Origin of the sequence: Desulfospira joergensenii DSM 10085 (assembly GCF_000420085.1) — a bacterium.
Lineage (GTDB): Bacteria > Desulfobacterota > Desulfobacteria > Desulfobacterales > Desulfobacteraceae > Desulfospira > Desulfospira joergensenii.
In genome coordinates this window covers 790,566-806,145 of the sequence record NZ_ATUG01000003.1, presented here as the reverse complement: position 1 = coordinate 806,145, position 15,580 = coordinate 790,566, and the positions used below count along the sequence as shown (strand labels likewise).

10 protein-coding genes are annotated in these 15,580 nt (G+C 54.2%); 1 reads left to right on the top strand and 9 read right to left on the bottom strand.

Translation table 11 applies throughout. The features are described from left to right. Positions 1-12 precede the first annotated feature (12 nt). The 9 genes from gltB to F608_RS0127740 form a co-directional block, all read right to left on the bottom strand. Positions 13-4,473, bottom strand: a complete 4,461-nt coding sequence (gene gltB, locus F608_RS33665) for a glutamate synthase large subunit (protein ID WP_022669025.1) — start codon at positions 4,471-4,473, stop codon at positions 13-15. A gap of 123 nt (positions 4,474-4,596) precedes the next feature. Beyond that, positions 4,597-5,613 (bottom strand): hypothetical protein, encoded by a 1,017-nt coding sequence (locus F608_RS0127780; protein ID WP_153307626.1) that lies wholly within the window; start codon positions 5,611-5,613, stop codon positions 4,597-4,599. A 315-nt stretch (positions 5,614-5,928) separates the two neighbouring features. Further along, positions 5,929-6,801, bottom strand: coding sequence for a DMT family transporter (locus tag F608_RS0127775; RefSeq protein ID WP_022669023.1), 873 nt, complete (start codon positions 6,799-6,801; stop codon positions 5,929-5,931). Next, positions 6,801-8,483 (bottom strand): energy-dependent translational throttle protein EttA, encoded by a 1,683-nt coding sequence (gene ettA, locus F608_RS0127770; RefSeq protein ID WP_022669022.1) that lies wholly within the window; start codon positions 8,481-8,483, stop codon positions 6,801-6,803. Before ettA ends, F608_RS0127775 begins: the two co-directional genes overlap by 1 nt. Before the next feature lie 8 nt (positions 8,484-8,491). Further along, complete coding sequence (locus F608_RS0127765; protein WP_022669021.1) at positions 8,492-8,869, bottom strand: Rid family detoxifying hydrolase; 378 nt, start codon at positions 8,867-8,869, stop codon at positions 8,492-8,494. Between the two features lie 25 nt (positions 8,870-8,894). After that, complete coding sequence (locus tag F608_RS0127760; protein ID WP_022669020.1) at positions 8,895-11,027, bottom strand: DEAD/DEAH box helicase; 2,133 nt, start codon at positions 11,025-11,027, stop codon at positions 8,895-8,897. A 139-nt stretch (positions 11,028-11,166) separates the two neighbouring features. Beyond that, the gene (locus F608_RS0127750; RefSeq protein ID WP_022669018.1) at positions 11,167-11,706 is read right to left on the bottom strand and encodes an NUDIX hydrolase; all 540 of its coding nucleotides are present in this window, start codon (positions 11,704-11,706) and stop codon (positions 11,167-11,169) included. 43 nt (positions 11,707-11,749) lie between these two features. Next, complete coding sequence (locus F608_RS0127745) at positions 11,750-12,097, bottom strand: Mth938-like domain-containing protein (protein ID WP_027363192.1); 348 nt, start codon at positions 12,095-12,097, stop codon at positions 11,750-11,752. Between the two features lie 63 nt (positions 12,098-12,160). Further along, entirely contained in the window at positions 12,161-12,871 is a 711-nt protein-coding gene (locus tag F608_RS0127740) for a type 1 glutamine amidotransferase (protein WP_022669016.1), read from the bottom strand. Between the two features lie 392 nt (positions 12,872-13,263). Here F608_RS0127740 and F608_RS0127735 point away from each other — a divergent pair, with 392 nt between their 5' ends. Then, positions 13,264-15,576, top strand: a complete 2,313-nt coding sequence (locus tag F608_RS0127735; protein WP_022669015.1) for a type II/IV secretion system protein — start codon at positions 13,264-13,266, stop codon at positions 15,574-15,576. The last annotated feature ends 4 nt before the right edge of the window (positions 15,577-15,580 follow it).

The following is a 15,580-nucleotide window of genomic DNA, read 5'->3' as shown; positions in this document are numbered from 1 at the left end:
GGCAGGGGTGTCCTAGTAAACCACGGCCAGGGTTTCCTCGGGCTTGTTGCCCCGGTGGCCCAGCAGGGTTGAAATATCGGTTGTCTTTGGTTTCACCAGTTTGAACAGGGTGCCGTAATGCTCAAACCCGGACAGGATCCGTTCGGCCCAGAGGCTGCCGGTTTCTTCAAAATGGGCATGGATGATTCCCCGCAGATGTTCCCGGAGCACGGGCAGGTCATCCATGGAGACCACCTCCACAAGCTCTGTGTTGGTTCTTGGGGCCACCTTTCCCTTTTCATCCATGACATAGGCAAATCCCCCGGTCATGCCCGCCCCGAAGTTGATCCCGATGGGACCCAGGATGGTCACCATGCCCCCGGTCATGTACTCGCAGCCGTTGTCCCCGATCCCCTCCACCACTGCGTTGGCCCCTGAGTTTCTCACGGCAAAGCGTTCCCCGGCCATGCCCGCAGCGTATAGGAATCCGCCTGTGGCACCGTAAAGGCAGGTATTTCCCATGATCACGGCCTGGTGGGACTTATAGGAGACCCCCAGGGGCGGGCGGATGACCAGCTTTCCGCCTGCCATACCCTTGCCCACATAATCGTTGGCATCCCCGGCCAGGGTCATGTGCAGTCCTCCGGCATTCCAGGCCCCGAAGCTCTGGCCGGCGCTGCCCGCAAGATCGACCCGTATGGGAGACTTTTCCATGCCGATGTTTCCGTGTTTTTGGGCGATCATGCCCGAGAGCATGGCTCCCACGGACCGGTCCGGATTTCTGACGGGCAGATGAATCCTGCCGCCGGCCCCGGTCTCAACAGCATCTTTGCATTTCTCACTGAGTTCAAGGTTGAGCCGGCCCGGATCTTTGGGATGGTTTCTTTCCTTAAAATAGAGGGCATTGTCATCCACGGGAACCGGGGATCCTAAGATTCCGGACAGATCGAGTTTCTGCTGCCGGGAGGTGATGCCCTCCAGGGGTTCCAGCAAATCGGTCCGGCCGATGAGGTCGGTGAGGTTTTCAATGCCCAGTTCGGCCATGATCATCCGGGTTTCCTTGACCATGAAGGTAAAATAGCGGATCACCCTTTCGGGCAGTCCCGTGAAATGGTTTCTCCGTAAGGTTTCATCCTGGGTGGCCACGCCTGTGGCGCAGTTATTGAGATGACAGATCCTCAGGAACTTGCAGCCCAGGGAGATCAACGGCCCGGTGCCGAAGCCAAAGCTTTCCGCGCCCAGGATGGCGGCCTTGACAATGTCCAGCCCGGTTTTCAGTCCTCCGTCCACCTGGAGGCGGATCTTGTGGCGGAGTCCGTTTTCCACCAGGGCCTGCTGGGTCTCAGCCAGGCCCAGTTCCCAGGGACTTCCTGCATACTTCACACTGGTCAGGGGGCTGGCCCCGGTGCCCCCGTCGTATCCTGAGATGGTGATGAGATCGGCATAGGCCTTGACCACGCCCGTGGCAATGGTGCCCACCCCGGGTTCGGACACCAGTTTGACACTGATCAGGGCCTTGGGGTTGACCTGCTTGAGATCAAAGATGAGCTGGGCCAGATCTTCAATGGAGTAGATATCATGGTGGGGGGGAGGGGAGATCAGAGTCACCCCGGGGGTGGCATACCGCAGGGCCGCGATCTGGGAGGTAACCTTGTGGCCGGGCAGCTGTCCCCCTTCGCCGGGTTTGGCTCCCTGGGCCATTTTGATCTGGATCACGTCGGCGCTCATGAGATAGGCCGGGGTCACCCCGAAACGGCCCGAGGCCACCTGTTTGATCCTAGATACCTTATCCGTCTGATACCGGGCCGGATCCTCACCCCCTTCCCCGGAATTGGAAAATCCACCCAGCCGGTTCATGGCAATGGCCAGGGCCTCATGGGCCTCCTGGCTCAGGGCGCCGATGGACATGGCTGCCGAATCAAACCGCTTGAAAAAATCAGATTCCGGGGCCACCTGTTCCGGGGGAATGGGGCTGTCGGTTTTTTTCAGCCTGAACAGGTCCCGCAGATGGGCCGGGGGCCGGTTGTTAACAAGGGCGGAATACTCCTGGTAGGCCTTGAAATCGTTGGAGATGACTGCTCTCTGGAGGGTCTGAACCACATCCGGGTTGTAGGCGTGGTACTCCTGGCCGTGGATGTACTTGATCAGGCCTCCTCGGGCCAGGGGCTGATGGGGCTTTTTCCAGGCAGGATCGGAAAGACGGGTCTGGTCTTCCTGAAAATCGGAAAACCCGGCTCCCTGGATCCGGGAGGCAATACCTTTAAAGCAAAGCTCTGTGACATTATCCGAAATCCCCACGGTTTCAAAGAGCTGGGAGCACCGGTAGGAGGCAATGGTGGAAATGCCCATCTTGGACAGGATTTTCAGCAGGCCTTTCTTGATTCCCTCCCTGTAATTGAAAATCGCTTTTTCAAGGGGAAGATCCAGGAAATCATCATCTGACAACCGGGCCAGGGTCTCATAGGCCAGGTATGGAAAAACAGCCGTGGCTCCCACGCCGAAGAGTACGGCAAAATGATGGGGGTCCCGGACGGCAGCCGTTTCCACGATGATATTGGCATCACAGCGAAAATTGTTTTCCACCAGGGCATGGTGGACCGCACCCACGGCCATGGCCGCCGGAATCGGCAGGGTGGTTTCGGAAACAGCCCTGTCGGACAGGATCAAAAGCACGGCCCGGTTCCGGACTTCCTCCAGGGCCTGATTGCAGATGTTTTTTACGGCCTGTTCCAGGCCGGTTTCAGGATCATAGTTGATATCGATGACGGCATGTCTATAATATCGGGGATCCAGCTTCAGGATCTGGTCAAGGTCCGAGTGGGCCAGGACCGGGGACTCGATCACCACCCGCCAGGCATGGCCCAGGGTCTCGTTGAACACATTTCTCTCCCGGCCGATGCAGGTGGCAAGGGACATGACGTGACGTTCCCGCAGGGGATCAATGGGCGGGTTGGTCACCTGGGCGAACATCTGCCTGAAATAATCGAACAGGCTTCTGGGCCGGGAGGACAGAGCCGCCATGGGAGCATCGTCTCCCATGGAGATCACGGGCTCCTTGCCCAGGTTTCCCAGGACTCTCAGAACCATTTCGATCTCTTCATTGGACCAGCCGAATATTTTCTGGTATCGCACCAGGGTATCATCGTCAAACTCTCTTTTGACCACGGGACAGGCGTCGGGTCCGGCATGGGAAAGAAAGCGGCAGCATTCTTCCATCCACTCCCGGTAGGGATGGCGGGACTTGAGTTCCCGGTCGATTTCCCAGGAGGTCCATCTCCTGCCCCCCAGGGTATCGATGACCAGAAGTTCCCCGGGACTGACCCGTCCTTTTTCCACTACTTCATCGGGCTCATAGTCCCAGATCCCTACTTCAGAGGCCAGGGTGATCCAGTTGTTCCGGGTCACCACATACCGGGCCGGTCTGAGCCCGTTCCGGTCCAGGCCGCAGGCGGCGAAGCGTCCGTCGCTCATGACTATGCCGGCAGGTCCGTCCCAGGGCTCCATGTGCATGGAGTTGAAATCGTAAAACGCCCTTAAATCTTCATCCATATCCGGGTGGTTCTGCCAGGCCGGCGGAATCAGGAGCCGGAACGCCCGGAAGAGATCCATGCCCCCGGCCAGGAAAAGCTCCAGCATATTGTCCAGGGCAGACGAGTCTGAGCCGGTTTCATTGACAAAGGGTGCGGCCTCTTCCATGTCCGGAAGAAGGGGGGAGTTGAGTTTATAGCCCCTGGCCCGGGCCCAGTGGCGGTTCCCGGTGATGGTATTGAGTTCCCCGTTGTGAGCCAGGTACCGGAAGGGCTGGGCCAGGCTCCATTTGGGAAGGGTATTGGTTGAAAATCTCTGATGGAAGAGGCAGATGGCCGATTCCATCCTCAGATCTCCCAGGTCCGGGAAAAATTGGGGCAGATCTTTTGGCCGGCACAACCCCTTGTAGACCACAACCAGGTTGGAAAAGCTGGCGATGTAGAAATCCGGATCCCCGGCCATTTTTTTTTCAATCCTGCGCCGGACCATGTAGAGGCGCCGCTCCAGATCCCGGGATCCCCAGCCGAATGGGGCATTGATCACCACCTGACGGATTTGGGGAAGGCTTTTGCGGGCAATCTCTCCCAGGATGTCCGGGTTAACGGGAACCTTTCGCCAGCCGGCTATGGTCAGGGCCTCCCGAATGACTTCCTGTTCAACGATATCTTTTGCCCGGCGGTTTTTTTCAGAATCAGTCCCGAAAAAGAGCATGCCCACCCCGTACCGGCTGCCCATGCGCCAGCCCTTTTCCTTTGCCAGGGCCTTGAAAAAAGAGTCGGGCTTCTGCAGGAGAAGACCGCATCCGTCCCCGGTTTTTCCGTCCGCCCCCACGGCCCCCCGGTGGCTCATCCGGGCCAGGGAGGAAATGGCGGTTCTTACCAGCTTATGGCTTGCCTTTCCCTGGATATGGGCGATGAGTCCGAATCCGCAGCTGTCTTTTTCCTTATGAATATCGTACAGGGCCATGGCATCTCCTTGCCGCTCGAGTCTTGGGGCATCGCATACTATTTAAATATTGCACCTCAAGAAGGCATAGTCAAGGAACAGACCCCTGACGGGTTCGCTTTACATATCAGATGGGGGCAATGGCTATACTCTGCGGCTGAACCGGTTGGGTCTGAACATGGAGAGCCGGTCAATGTTCAGGGTGCCCAGGGTGATCTTCAGGCCCTGTCTCGATTCCGAAGCCAGTTGAAACCAGTTCATCAGTTCGGATTCCAGGTCTTCCTCCCCGACTTTTTTGCTGCCGTTTTCCCCGGAAAGGTTGTGGTCCATATCCCCGGAATTGATAAAGGTCCATTGGTCCGGGGTTTTGGAGATCACTCCGGTATGTCCCTTGTTTTTCATGGAAAAGGAGAGGATCTGTCCTTCGGCCAGAAGATCTTTCATTTCGTCCATGAGGGTGGCGGCCTGGGTTTTGGGATCATTTACCCTGAAAATGGTTTTTTTGAACACCGAAGTGCCGGATTCAGAAACCAGGCCCTCTCCGTTGAGAAAATAATTCTTGGGAAGCCCTTTTTCCAGGGCCTGGTTGATCAGGTGGCGGCCCAGACCGTCTTTACCCCGGTATTGAACGCCCAGTTCCCTGAGTCCGCCCACCAGGAGTTCGTAGCAGTCCATATTGTCATAGTCCTGACCGATGAAATTTTTGACCGCCGTGGAGAGTTCCGCGGTTTTATTTTCTGATTCAAATTCCGGCAGATTTTTGGAGGATTCCCGGTTCCAGACCGTGGTTTCCGGTTTGGGATCGTTTTGGGCCAGGAATTCTTTGAGATCCTTTCCCCAGAGAAGCTCTTTGGAGTCGGGATCATAGACCACCTCAGTGCCGGGCCTGATCCTATGGAAGGGTTTTTTCCCGTTGACCGGATTGTAGATGATATTCCAGCACTCCTCTTTGAGCGGGCTCTTAAAGAGGAGCTGGGAAATGGTCGGGGTGTCCCGGGTAATGGTTCCGAGGACCATGGGCCCGGATTTTTCCCGACTCTCTTTATTGTCTGAGATTTCTCCAAGAAGCATGTGGCTGAATTGGGCGTTCCCGGGCCGGCTGGAAGCCAGGGACTGCAGATTTGCCTGGGGTTTGTTAATGCCTGTTTCCTGAATTTTCACCTTTCCCTCCGGAAAATAAGTCAAAAGTCAAAGGCGGGAACCTCAGAGGTTTCCATGCCGTATCGGTTTGAGTTCATTCGGTTTTTTTCATCAAAGATATTTTGCAGGCTTCGTGCCAGCGGAGTCTTATGGATTTAACTATCTATAAACAAAGAAAAACACCTGATTTATAAAGGAAAGAGAGTTTTCTCGGTATGGGATTGCGTCAAGGCAATGACGGTTTGAGACGGTCCATTGACTGAATTTAGGACTGAAAAGTCCTGACCGGTTTAAACATTCTTCATGACCCGGGAATGGGCAAGAAGAAGAAAGTCTTCAGCCTTTAGACGTTTGGCCTCTATTGCTGAAAAATCCGGCCACCAGGGTGGCGCCGATAATGACCACACCCCCCAGAACGGTTCTGACGGCTGGAATTTCCCGGAGAAGAAAAAAGGCCAGGACAATGCCGTAAACCGGTTCCAGTCCGGCAATGACAGAGGCGGTCTGGGTCCGGATGGTCTGCAGGGAGCCGATGAACAGGGTATGGGCCAGGGCTGTGCAGAAAACCCCCAAAAAGATCAGGCCGGGAAGATCTTGCCAGACCGGAGGGGTCAGGGGCAGGACCGCTGCCGGGAAAATCAGGCAGGCAGAGGCAAAGAGATTCTGGAAAAAGGCCACGGCAATGGGATCGGCCAGGGCTGCGTTTTTCCGGTTGACCAGGCCCAGGACGGCAAAGGTGAATCCGGAAAAGATCCCGAAAAATGCCCCCAGGGTGATCTCATTGGATAGATCCAGGCCGGGCACCACCAGCAGGATTCCTGCAAAAACCGCAAGGGCCGTTGCCACGTCCCTTTTTTCCAGAGGCTCGTTGAACCAGAACGGTTCCATAAAGGTGACGAAAAGGGGAAAGCTGGAAAAGGTGACCAGGCCGACGGCCACGGAGGAGATCTGGATGGAGAGAAAAAAGGTCACCCAGTGAACAGCCAGGAGGACGCCCTGGAGCGCCAGGAAAAACATCCGTTTCCTTCCGGTCCTGCCAAACCGGGAATGGGAGATGATACGACTGTAAATAAAAAGAGAAATGCTCGCAAACAGGGTCCGTCCTAGGACGATAAAGACAGGGCTGCAGGAAAGAAATTTTCCGAACAGCCCTGCCAGTCCGAAGAGGAACACGGCAAAATGAACCTGTAACAGCCCGCTTTTACGCATTACCGGGTCAGCTGCCGGTATTTGATCCGGGTGGGCTGGTCCGCTTTGATGCCCAGCCGTTTTTTGCGGTCCTTTTCATAGTCTGAGTAGGAGCCTTCAAAGAGAAGGGTCTGGCTGTCCCCTTCAAAGGCCAGAATATGGGTGGCGATCCTGTCCAGGAACCAACGGTCATGGCTGATGATTACGGCGCATCCGGCAAAGTTTTCAATGGCCTCTTCCAAAGCCCGCATGGTGTTGACATCCAGGTCATTGGTGGGCTCATCCAGGAGCAGAACATTGGCCTCTTCCTGGAGCAGGGTGGCCATGTGGACCCGGTTTCTCTCCCCCCCTGAAATATCCCTTACCTTTTTCTGCTGGTCCGAACCGGAGAAGTTGAACTTGCCCACATAGGCCCGGGCATTGATCTCCCGTCCGCCGATGAGCAGTTTGTCCTGGCCCCCGGAAATAATCTCGTAAATGGTCTTTTCCGGATCCAGGGAGTCCCGTTCCTGGTCCACATAGGCGAGGTGTACGGACTGGCCCTTTTCAAAGGTTCCCGAATCCGGGGATTCCTTTCCCGTGATCATGTTGAACAGGGTGGTCTTGCCGGCGCCGTTGGGCCCGATGACCCCCACGATGGCGCCGGGGGGAAGGATGAAATTCATGTCTTCCACCAGAAGCTTGTCTCCAAAGCTTTTGGAAACCTTCTCGGCCACGATCACCTTGTCCCCCAGCCGGGGTCCGGGCGGGATAAAGATCTCCATCTCCTGTTCCTGCTCCTGGGCATCCTTTTTGAGCAGGTCTTCATAGGCTTTGATCCGGGCCTTGGACTTGGAACGCCTGCCCTTGGGGGACATTTTGATCCATTCCAGCTCCCTTTCCAGGGTTTTCTGGCGCTTGGATTCGCCCTTGGCCTCATTGGCCAGGCGCCGCTGTTTCTGATCCAGCCAGGAGGAGTAATTTCCCTTCCAGGGAATGCCTTCCCCCCGGTCCAGTTCCAGGATCCATCCGGCCACATTGTCCAGGAAGTACCGGTCATGGGTCACGGCAATGACCGTGCCCTCATACCGGCTCAGGTGTTCCTCCAGCCAGGCCACGGACTCGGCATCCAGATGGTTGGTGGGCTCGTCCAGGAGCAGGATGTCCGGCTTGGTCAGCAGGAGACGGCACAGGGCCACCCGTCTTTTTTCCCCGCCGGAGATCAGGGCTACCTTTGTCTCTTCCGGTGGGCAGCGAAGGGCGTCCATGGCCATCTTGAGACGGGCATCCAGGTCCCAGGCGTCGAGGTGATCCAGTTTTTCCTGGACCTTTCCCTGGCGCTCAATGAGCTTGTCCATTTCATCGTCGGACATGGGGTTGGCAAAATCTTCGGAGATTTTTTCATACTCCTTGAGCAGGTCCACGACCTCCTGGACCCCTTCCTCCACCACTTCCCGCACCGTCTTGTCGGAGTCCACCAGGGGTTCCTGCTCAAGGTATCCAATGGTAAACCCCTTGGTCAGGATGGTCTCGCCGGTGAATTCCCTGTCCACGCCGGCCATGATCTTGAGCAGGGAGCTTTTCCCGGACCCGTTGAGGCCCAGGACCCCGATCTTGGCCCCGTAAAAATAGGACAGGGAGATATCCTTGAGCACCTGGCGCTTGCCGTGGAATTTGCTCACATTGATCATGGAGTAGATGATTTTTTTTGTATCTTCACTCATGGGACCTCCTAGTCAACAGCGGCAATGCATTCGATTTCGACCAGGGCGCCCTTGGGCAGCCTTCCCACTTCAAAGGCGGAGCGGGCCGGCTTGTGACCCTTGAGCGCTTCTTCGTAGACCTGGTTCATCCCTGAAAAATCATCCATGGTATCCAGGAAAATGGTTGCTTTTAGGATCTTGTCCAGAGATGTCCCTGCGGCCTCCAGAACGGCTTTGACATTTTTCATGGCCTGGCCGGTCTGCTCTTGAACCGTGGTTCCGACCATTTCCATGGTTTCGGGGTCCAGGGCGATCTGGCCGGAACAATAGACCGTGTGGTTATGGACAATGGCGTGGCTGTATGGGCCGATAGCTGCAGGAGCTGCCGGGGCTTTGATAATTTCCATGATATGTTCTCCTCTTGGGGTTTAATTAATCAAATACGGTAATTATAGGTTCTTTCAGGATAAGGTCAACCGCCTGCCGGGCCGTATCGGCCAGCCGGGGAAAAGTGTCATCCAGTCTGGCCAGCTGGCGAAGGTTCTCAGCCGTCCGGAGCATGAGCCTGGCAAAATCGCCTTCCGGATAATCGGATTCCTTCATGAGTTCATCCCAGGCTCTGTCATGGGCCCAGGCAAAGGTGAGCAGGGCCGGCTGGATATAGAGGTTGGGCGCGGGAAATCCTTTTTTCAGCATTTTAACGGCAAAGGGTTTGAGTCCTTTTCTCACATCCAGGAACTGTTCCTTGAGCCTCTTGGACAGGGCAGAATGGTAAAGGGGATCATCCCTGAACTCCTTTTCATTGACAAAGGAGGCCATGATGGCGGCCAGCAGGGCCGGGTCCTTGTCCGGCAGAAAATTCTCCCGGATGGATTCGGCCACCAGAAGGGGGGTGTCGATCCTGAGTTTGGATGCCCAGAGTCCGTCATCGGTCAGTTTCCCCTGGTCCGTGACAAAGCCCTCCTGGGCCAGGAAATCCATGTGGGCCAGAAAATCCACCCAGAGGTGTTCCAGGCCGTGGCCGAACTTTTCCCGGGCGGTTCTGGAGGCTTTTTTCCGCCCCGAAGAGATGAGAAAAGAGGCAAAGGATTTTTCCAGCAGGGTCTTGATCTGGTCCGGGGTATGGGAGAGAAGAAGATTGAGAACCATGGAAAAGTTGATCTTGATCTGGGAGTCCACATCCAGGGAAGGGGCATGGACCAGGCGGGCCAGATACTTGATGTCCATGAACTTGCCGGGCAGGGCAATGGCAAACCCGATATTGTCCTTTCCCCGGCGTCCCGCCCGTCCGGCCATCTGCTGGAATTCACTGGGGGAAAGGGGCATGAACTCCACCCCGTTGAACCGGTCGGAATTTAAAATCACCACAGACCTTGCCGGAAAATTCACCCCGGCCGCCACGGTGGATGTGGCAAACATGGCGTTGAGCAGTCCTCTGGCCATGAGGGTCTCCACCACCACCTTCCAGGCGGGCAGATGACCGCTGTGATGGGCCGCGGTTCCGGTCTCTTCCAGATATTGACGCTGAACATGGGTTTTTAAATGGGAACTTTCAGATACCAGGTCTTCCAGGGTCTCCTTCAGGGCCTGTTTTTTTTCCGGGGTCTTGTTGAGCAGTTCCCCGTTGCACATCTTTACGGCCTGGTCGCACTCGGCCCTGGATTTGAGAAAGAAAATGGCAGGCAGAAGATCAAACCGTTCCATGACCTTGAGGATCTCTCCAAAGGGGGGTAGTCTTCCCGGCGGCGCCAGGACCGGGGCCTTTTTTGAGTTTACATATTTAAAAACCTTTTTATGAAGTCCGGGCACGGCCTTGGATTTCTGGGAGGCAGGGCCTGCCAGAAGAGGAAACAAAGTGCCCGAAGGATGGAGAAAAATCGGATGGAGGGGCACGGGCCTTTTCCTGTTTTCCACCACATGGCAGGTCTTTGCCCGGATGGAGGTGAGCCATCCGGCGATCTGGTCCGGATTGCCGATGGTGGCGGAGAGCAGAAGCAAAGGGATCCGAACCGGAAGGTAGATCATGATCTCTTCCCAGACCACACCCCTTTCCTCATCCCCCAGAAAATGGGCCTCGTCCAGAATAATAAGATCGCATTTGAGGTCTTCTCCCTTGTGCATGGCGTCGTAGAGCTGGTTTCTCAAGATCTCGGTGGTGCCGATGATGATGGAGGCATCGGTGTTTTCCTTGACGTCACCGGTAAGAATGCCCACATTTTCCGGTCCGAACAGTTCGGAGAACCGGGCATGGATGGAGTTGGTCAACGCTTTCAAGGGAGTGGCGTACCAGGTCTTGCCCCTGGCCGAAAAATTCTTCCGGGTCACCTCTTCGGCGATCCAGGTCTTGCCCGCTCCGGTGGGGGCGGCGACCAGGCAGTCTGCGGACTCTATGGCCTCAATGGCCTGGATCTGGAAGGGATCGGGTGTAAACGGCCTCTCGGCGGGCACGCCGATCTGTTCAAAGATCCGTTTCAGCCCCTTGTCCGCCTCGGGTCTCAGGCTGGGTGTCTTGTGGTGTCTTCTGCCGGGTTTGGGAGTCCGGGGTCTGTAATATCGTTTTTTCATGGGCTATGATAAACCATAATTCAGGGGATATGGCAACAAAAGTAAAAAAACTTCACCTTCACCGGGCGGCAGGGAAGGCTGATTTTTTGGTTACCAGGCTGCTTCAGGGGGTGCCCTGGTTATTTTTATCTGTCCCGGATCATCCGGATTTGTACAGATGAATCCGGCGCCAGGTCTCCACCACCCGCCTGGGAGATTCCATGCCAAAGGAAGTGGTGTCTAAGGCTGCAGGATCGACAAATTGAAAATCCAGGACATCGTCCCGGGCCCGGATATTCTCCAACCCTGAGGTTTCACAGATAAAGGCCATATCCGTGATGGGATAGATCACCCCTTTAAAGGGATAGGTATTGGAAAAAGAGCACAGATATCTAAGGGAGGTGATCTCAAGGTTGAGCTCTTCCTTAACCTCCCGGATCAGGCTTTGTTCAATGCCTTCCCCGGGTTCTGCAAATCCGCCGGGAAGATCGAGCTGTCCTTTGGCCGGATCGTTTTTCCTCAGAGTGACCAGGAGTTCCTTTTTTTCGTTGAAGATCAGGGCCATGACCGCCGCGGCATTGTTGATGTAGAAAATAAATCCGCAACTCCGGCAGCCAAAGGATTTATGGGATTCAGGTACAAGGCTTTTTTCACCGCAGCAAGGGCAAAAGACAAAAACAGGGCAGTTGGGATTTTTCACCGGGTGAATTCCTTATAATCTCATGAGTGGACCGGCCCCCTGCCTAACAGGTCAGATGAAAACAGGCCCCTGTCTTTGGGTCCCGATGAAAGGTCCGGTTGAACAGGTCCGCGGCTTCCTCCGTGGGCAGGGCCTTGATTTGAATTCCCAAACCTGAGAGGGCCCGGGGCAGTCCGGGGTCAATGTTCATGCGGCCGTAAGCTCCGGTTCCGGCAATGATCAGGTCGGGATTGGCATGGATCAGGGTTTCAATGTCGGATTCCAACAGCAGATGACCGGATTCTCTTCTCCAGTTCTCCCGGATATCCCCGTCGGGCATGATGATCAGGTCGGAACCATAGGTCCTCTTGTTAATGGTCATGCTCCCGAATGTATATGATTCGATTTTCATCATACAACACTGATACCATTGAACTTTGTCTTTATCAAAGTTTTTTTGGGAACCGGCAGGCCGTTAACACAATCCTAACTTATCCCGGGCTCCTGTCAGGAAAATGAGAACCTGTTCCATGATCTGGTTGATGGAATTGTATTGTTCCGCCCCGGCCGACAATATCTTTTCCTCGGCCTGGACAAACTCCGAAGGCAACAGTTCGTCCCGGCAATTGGCCACAAGCCCCTGCAGGGATGTGGGTGTGGTTTCCAGGTGGAACTGGAGCCCGACCACGCTTCTGCCCAGTTGAAAAGCCTGGTTTTTACAGGCTTTGCTTTGGGCCAGGCGAATCGCTCCTTCGGGCAGGTCAAAGGTATCTCCGTGCCAGTGGAATACCTCTGCCCGTGCCGGAAAACCCAAAAGATCCGGATCAGCGGATACTGACCCGTTGATGGGGAACCATCCGATCTCCTTTTGGGGATTCGGATAAACTTTTGCTCCCAGGGCAGAGGCAATGAGCTGGGCTCCCAGGCAGATTCCCAGGACCGGCTTTCCGGTTTTTATATATTCGGCGATGAAATCCTTTTCCCGGTCCAGCCAGGGAAATTCTTCTTCGTCCATTACCCCCATGGGGCCGCCCATGACGATTAACAGGTCGATGGGGCCGGGATCCGGGAGAGCGGCAGACTTGAAAAACCGGGTGGAGGTGATCTCATACCGGTTTGCCGCAAGCCAGGGCTCTATACTGCCCAGGCCTTCAAAGGGGACGTGCTGAAAGTAATGTGCATGCATATGTTTTCCCACGGAAATCCTTACATCTTGATATCGGCACAGTCAATTGGGAAGGATTGGGCCATATTTTTGGCAATATTGCAAATATATTTTTATTTTAATTGACAATTAAGGGAGTTTCAGTCTACCGTTTTTCATATTTGCAAAGAATGCGAGAAATCTCCGAAACAGCGATTGCGAAAGTTTTCCCACGATCGGTACCATACCGCAAAACGTGCCGTCTGCAGGGGATACACCAGGGGTTCCAGTATTGAAGCGGCGATGAACCAAAATCGCACTCCCAGGGGAAAAGAGAATCAGAGTTCAGGCTCCAGGACACTATAAAAAAAATAAGGGTCTCTTTATCCGGGAAAAATAGTCTTTGTTTTTTTGTAACAGGAAAGGGGTGGGTTGTGAATGACTCGAATAACCTGAGCAAACAAAAAGATCTTCCAATCGGGGAACTATTGGTCAGAGAAGGGTTTATCAATGAGGACCAATTGGAAAACGCCCTGGAAATTCAAAAAAGGGAAAGAGAGGCAAAAATTCCCTTTGAAGCTCTATTGGTGAGAAAGGGGCTGTTGACCCAGCCTCAGATGGAGATTTTAAAAGGCCACCCCGATATCCGGAAAAAAATAGGTCAGGTGATTGTAGAGCATGAAATTGTAGAGGCCGGTGTTGTAAAAGAAACCCTAAAAGATAAAGAGGAGCATATCTCCCTGGGTCAATCCCTTCTGGAAAAGGGATTGATCACCAAAGATCTCCTCGACGAGATGCTGGAAATACAGGAAGATTCCCTGGATATCGGCGAACTGGCCGTGAGGCTGCAGATGATCCGAGAGATTGATCTGGTTCGCGCCCTGAGTTACATGAATATCAGGCGAACCATTGGAGAGATCCTGTGCAGCAAAGGGATCATCCGGCCCGAAGACCTTTCCCTGGCTTTAAAAAAACATAATAAAAGAAAAAAAATCGGGGAGATTCTGATCAAGCAGGGGATGATCACCCCGGAACAATTCCGGACCGCTGTAAAAGAACAGACCAATTCCAGGGAAAAAATAGGCGCGTTTCTGGTCAACAGGGGATTTATCACGAATCATCAGCTCTATAACGCTCTTTCCCACCAGTACAACACCCCCTATAAAACATTGGACGGTTTTTATTATGACGAATTGAACAAAATCAAGCTGATTAAATTTGTTTCAGAGAAGTATGCCCGGCGCAATATGATTATTCCCATCTCCCTGGAGGGAAAACAATTGTTTTTGGGAATTACATATCCGGAAGGGTTTGAGGCAATTGAGGAGCTGCTGCTCATCTATCGAAATCTGGCCATGACCGCGGTTTTTATCAGCGAAACGAAATTCGCCTCCCTTTTTACCTCCCTTTACAACACGGATCTGTCTTACGTTGACGATCCGGCAACCGGAATGGAGGGGATGGATGACGAAAGATCCTATACCTTTAAAAAATTAAGTGCAGCCAGAAGCGAACAGCAGCACAGCGTTTATTCCGGGACGGAGACAGAGGTCAAAAAGGTGGTCGATCACATCATCAACTACGGGATCACAAACGGTGCCAGCGATATCCACTTTGAGCAGGACAGGAAGGGCGCCAAGTTGAGGTACCGGGTTGACGGCCTCTGCCGGGAGCCGGATATCCCATGGTTGAAACAACAGATCCAGAGCAAGCCCGAGGCGATCATTTCCAGGATCAAAGTGATGTCCAATCTGGATATCTCCGAACGGAGGATTCCCCAGGACGGGGTGTTCCGGGCCAGTTACAAGGAAAACAATACCACCTTTGATCTGGATTTCCGTGTGGCCATCTGCCCGGCAATCGTCGGTGAAAACATCACCATCAGAATTCTGGACTCCCGCAAAACGGGGCTGGGTATTGATAATCTGAATCACTCCAGGCATGTTCTGGAGCCTTTAAAACAACTATTTAAAAATCCTGCGGGAATGGTCCTGGTATCCGGGCCCACCGGCAGCGGCAAATCCTCCACCCTCTATGCGGCGCTCCAGTACATCAACGGGCCGGAAATTAAGATTATTACGGCGGAAGATCCTATTGAATACAGTTTCCCGGGCATCATGCAGACCCAGATCAACAACAAGATCGATCTGACCTTTGCCCGGCTCCTGCGCTCCTTTTTGCGGCTGGACCCCGATGTGATCCTGGTGGGAGAAATTCGGGACAACGAAACAGCGGTCATCAGTTTTGACGCCGCCCAGACCGGCCATCTTCTCTTGAGCACCATTCATACCAATGATTCGATCAATGCCGTGTCCAGGCTGCTTGACCTGGGCATCGATCATAACCAGATCGCTTCAAGCCTGATCGGGGTTCTGTCCCAGAGACTGGTCCGCAGGAACTGCGCCAAGTGCTCCCGGCCGGTCAAACCGCCCAAAGAGGAGTGGCAGCTCTTTTTCAATGAGTATCCCGGTCACATCAAATTTTACAGGGGTGTCGGCTGTAAAGCATGCGATTTTACCGGATACAACGGCAGAAGCCTGATTTCCGAATTGTTTGAAGTCAAAAGGAAGATCACCCTTGCCATCAGCTGCAAGACCGGTGAAGCCGAACTCAAGAGACTTGCCCTGCGGTCGGGCATGAAAACCATGGCCGATGACGGACTCATGAAAATGAATCAGATCTCCCTGGCTGAACTGATCCGGGTCCTTCCCCTGGAAATGATCACCGAATTCAAGAGCAGGCATTAGGGGA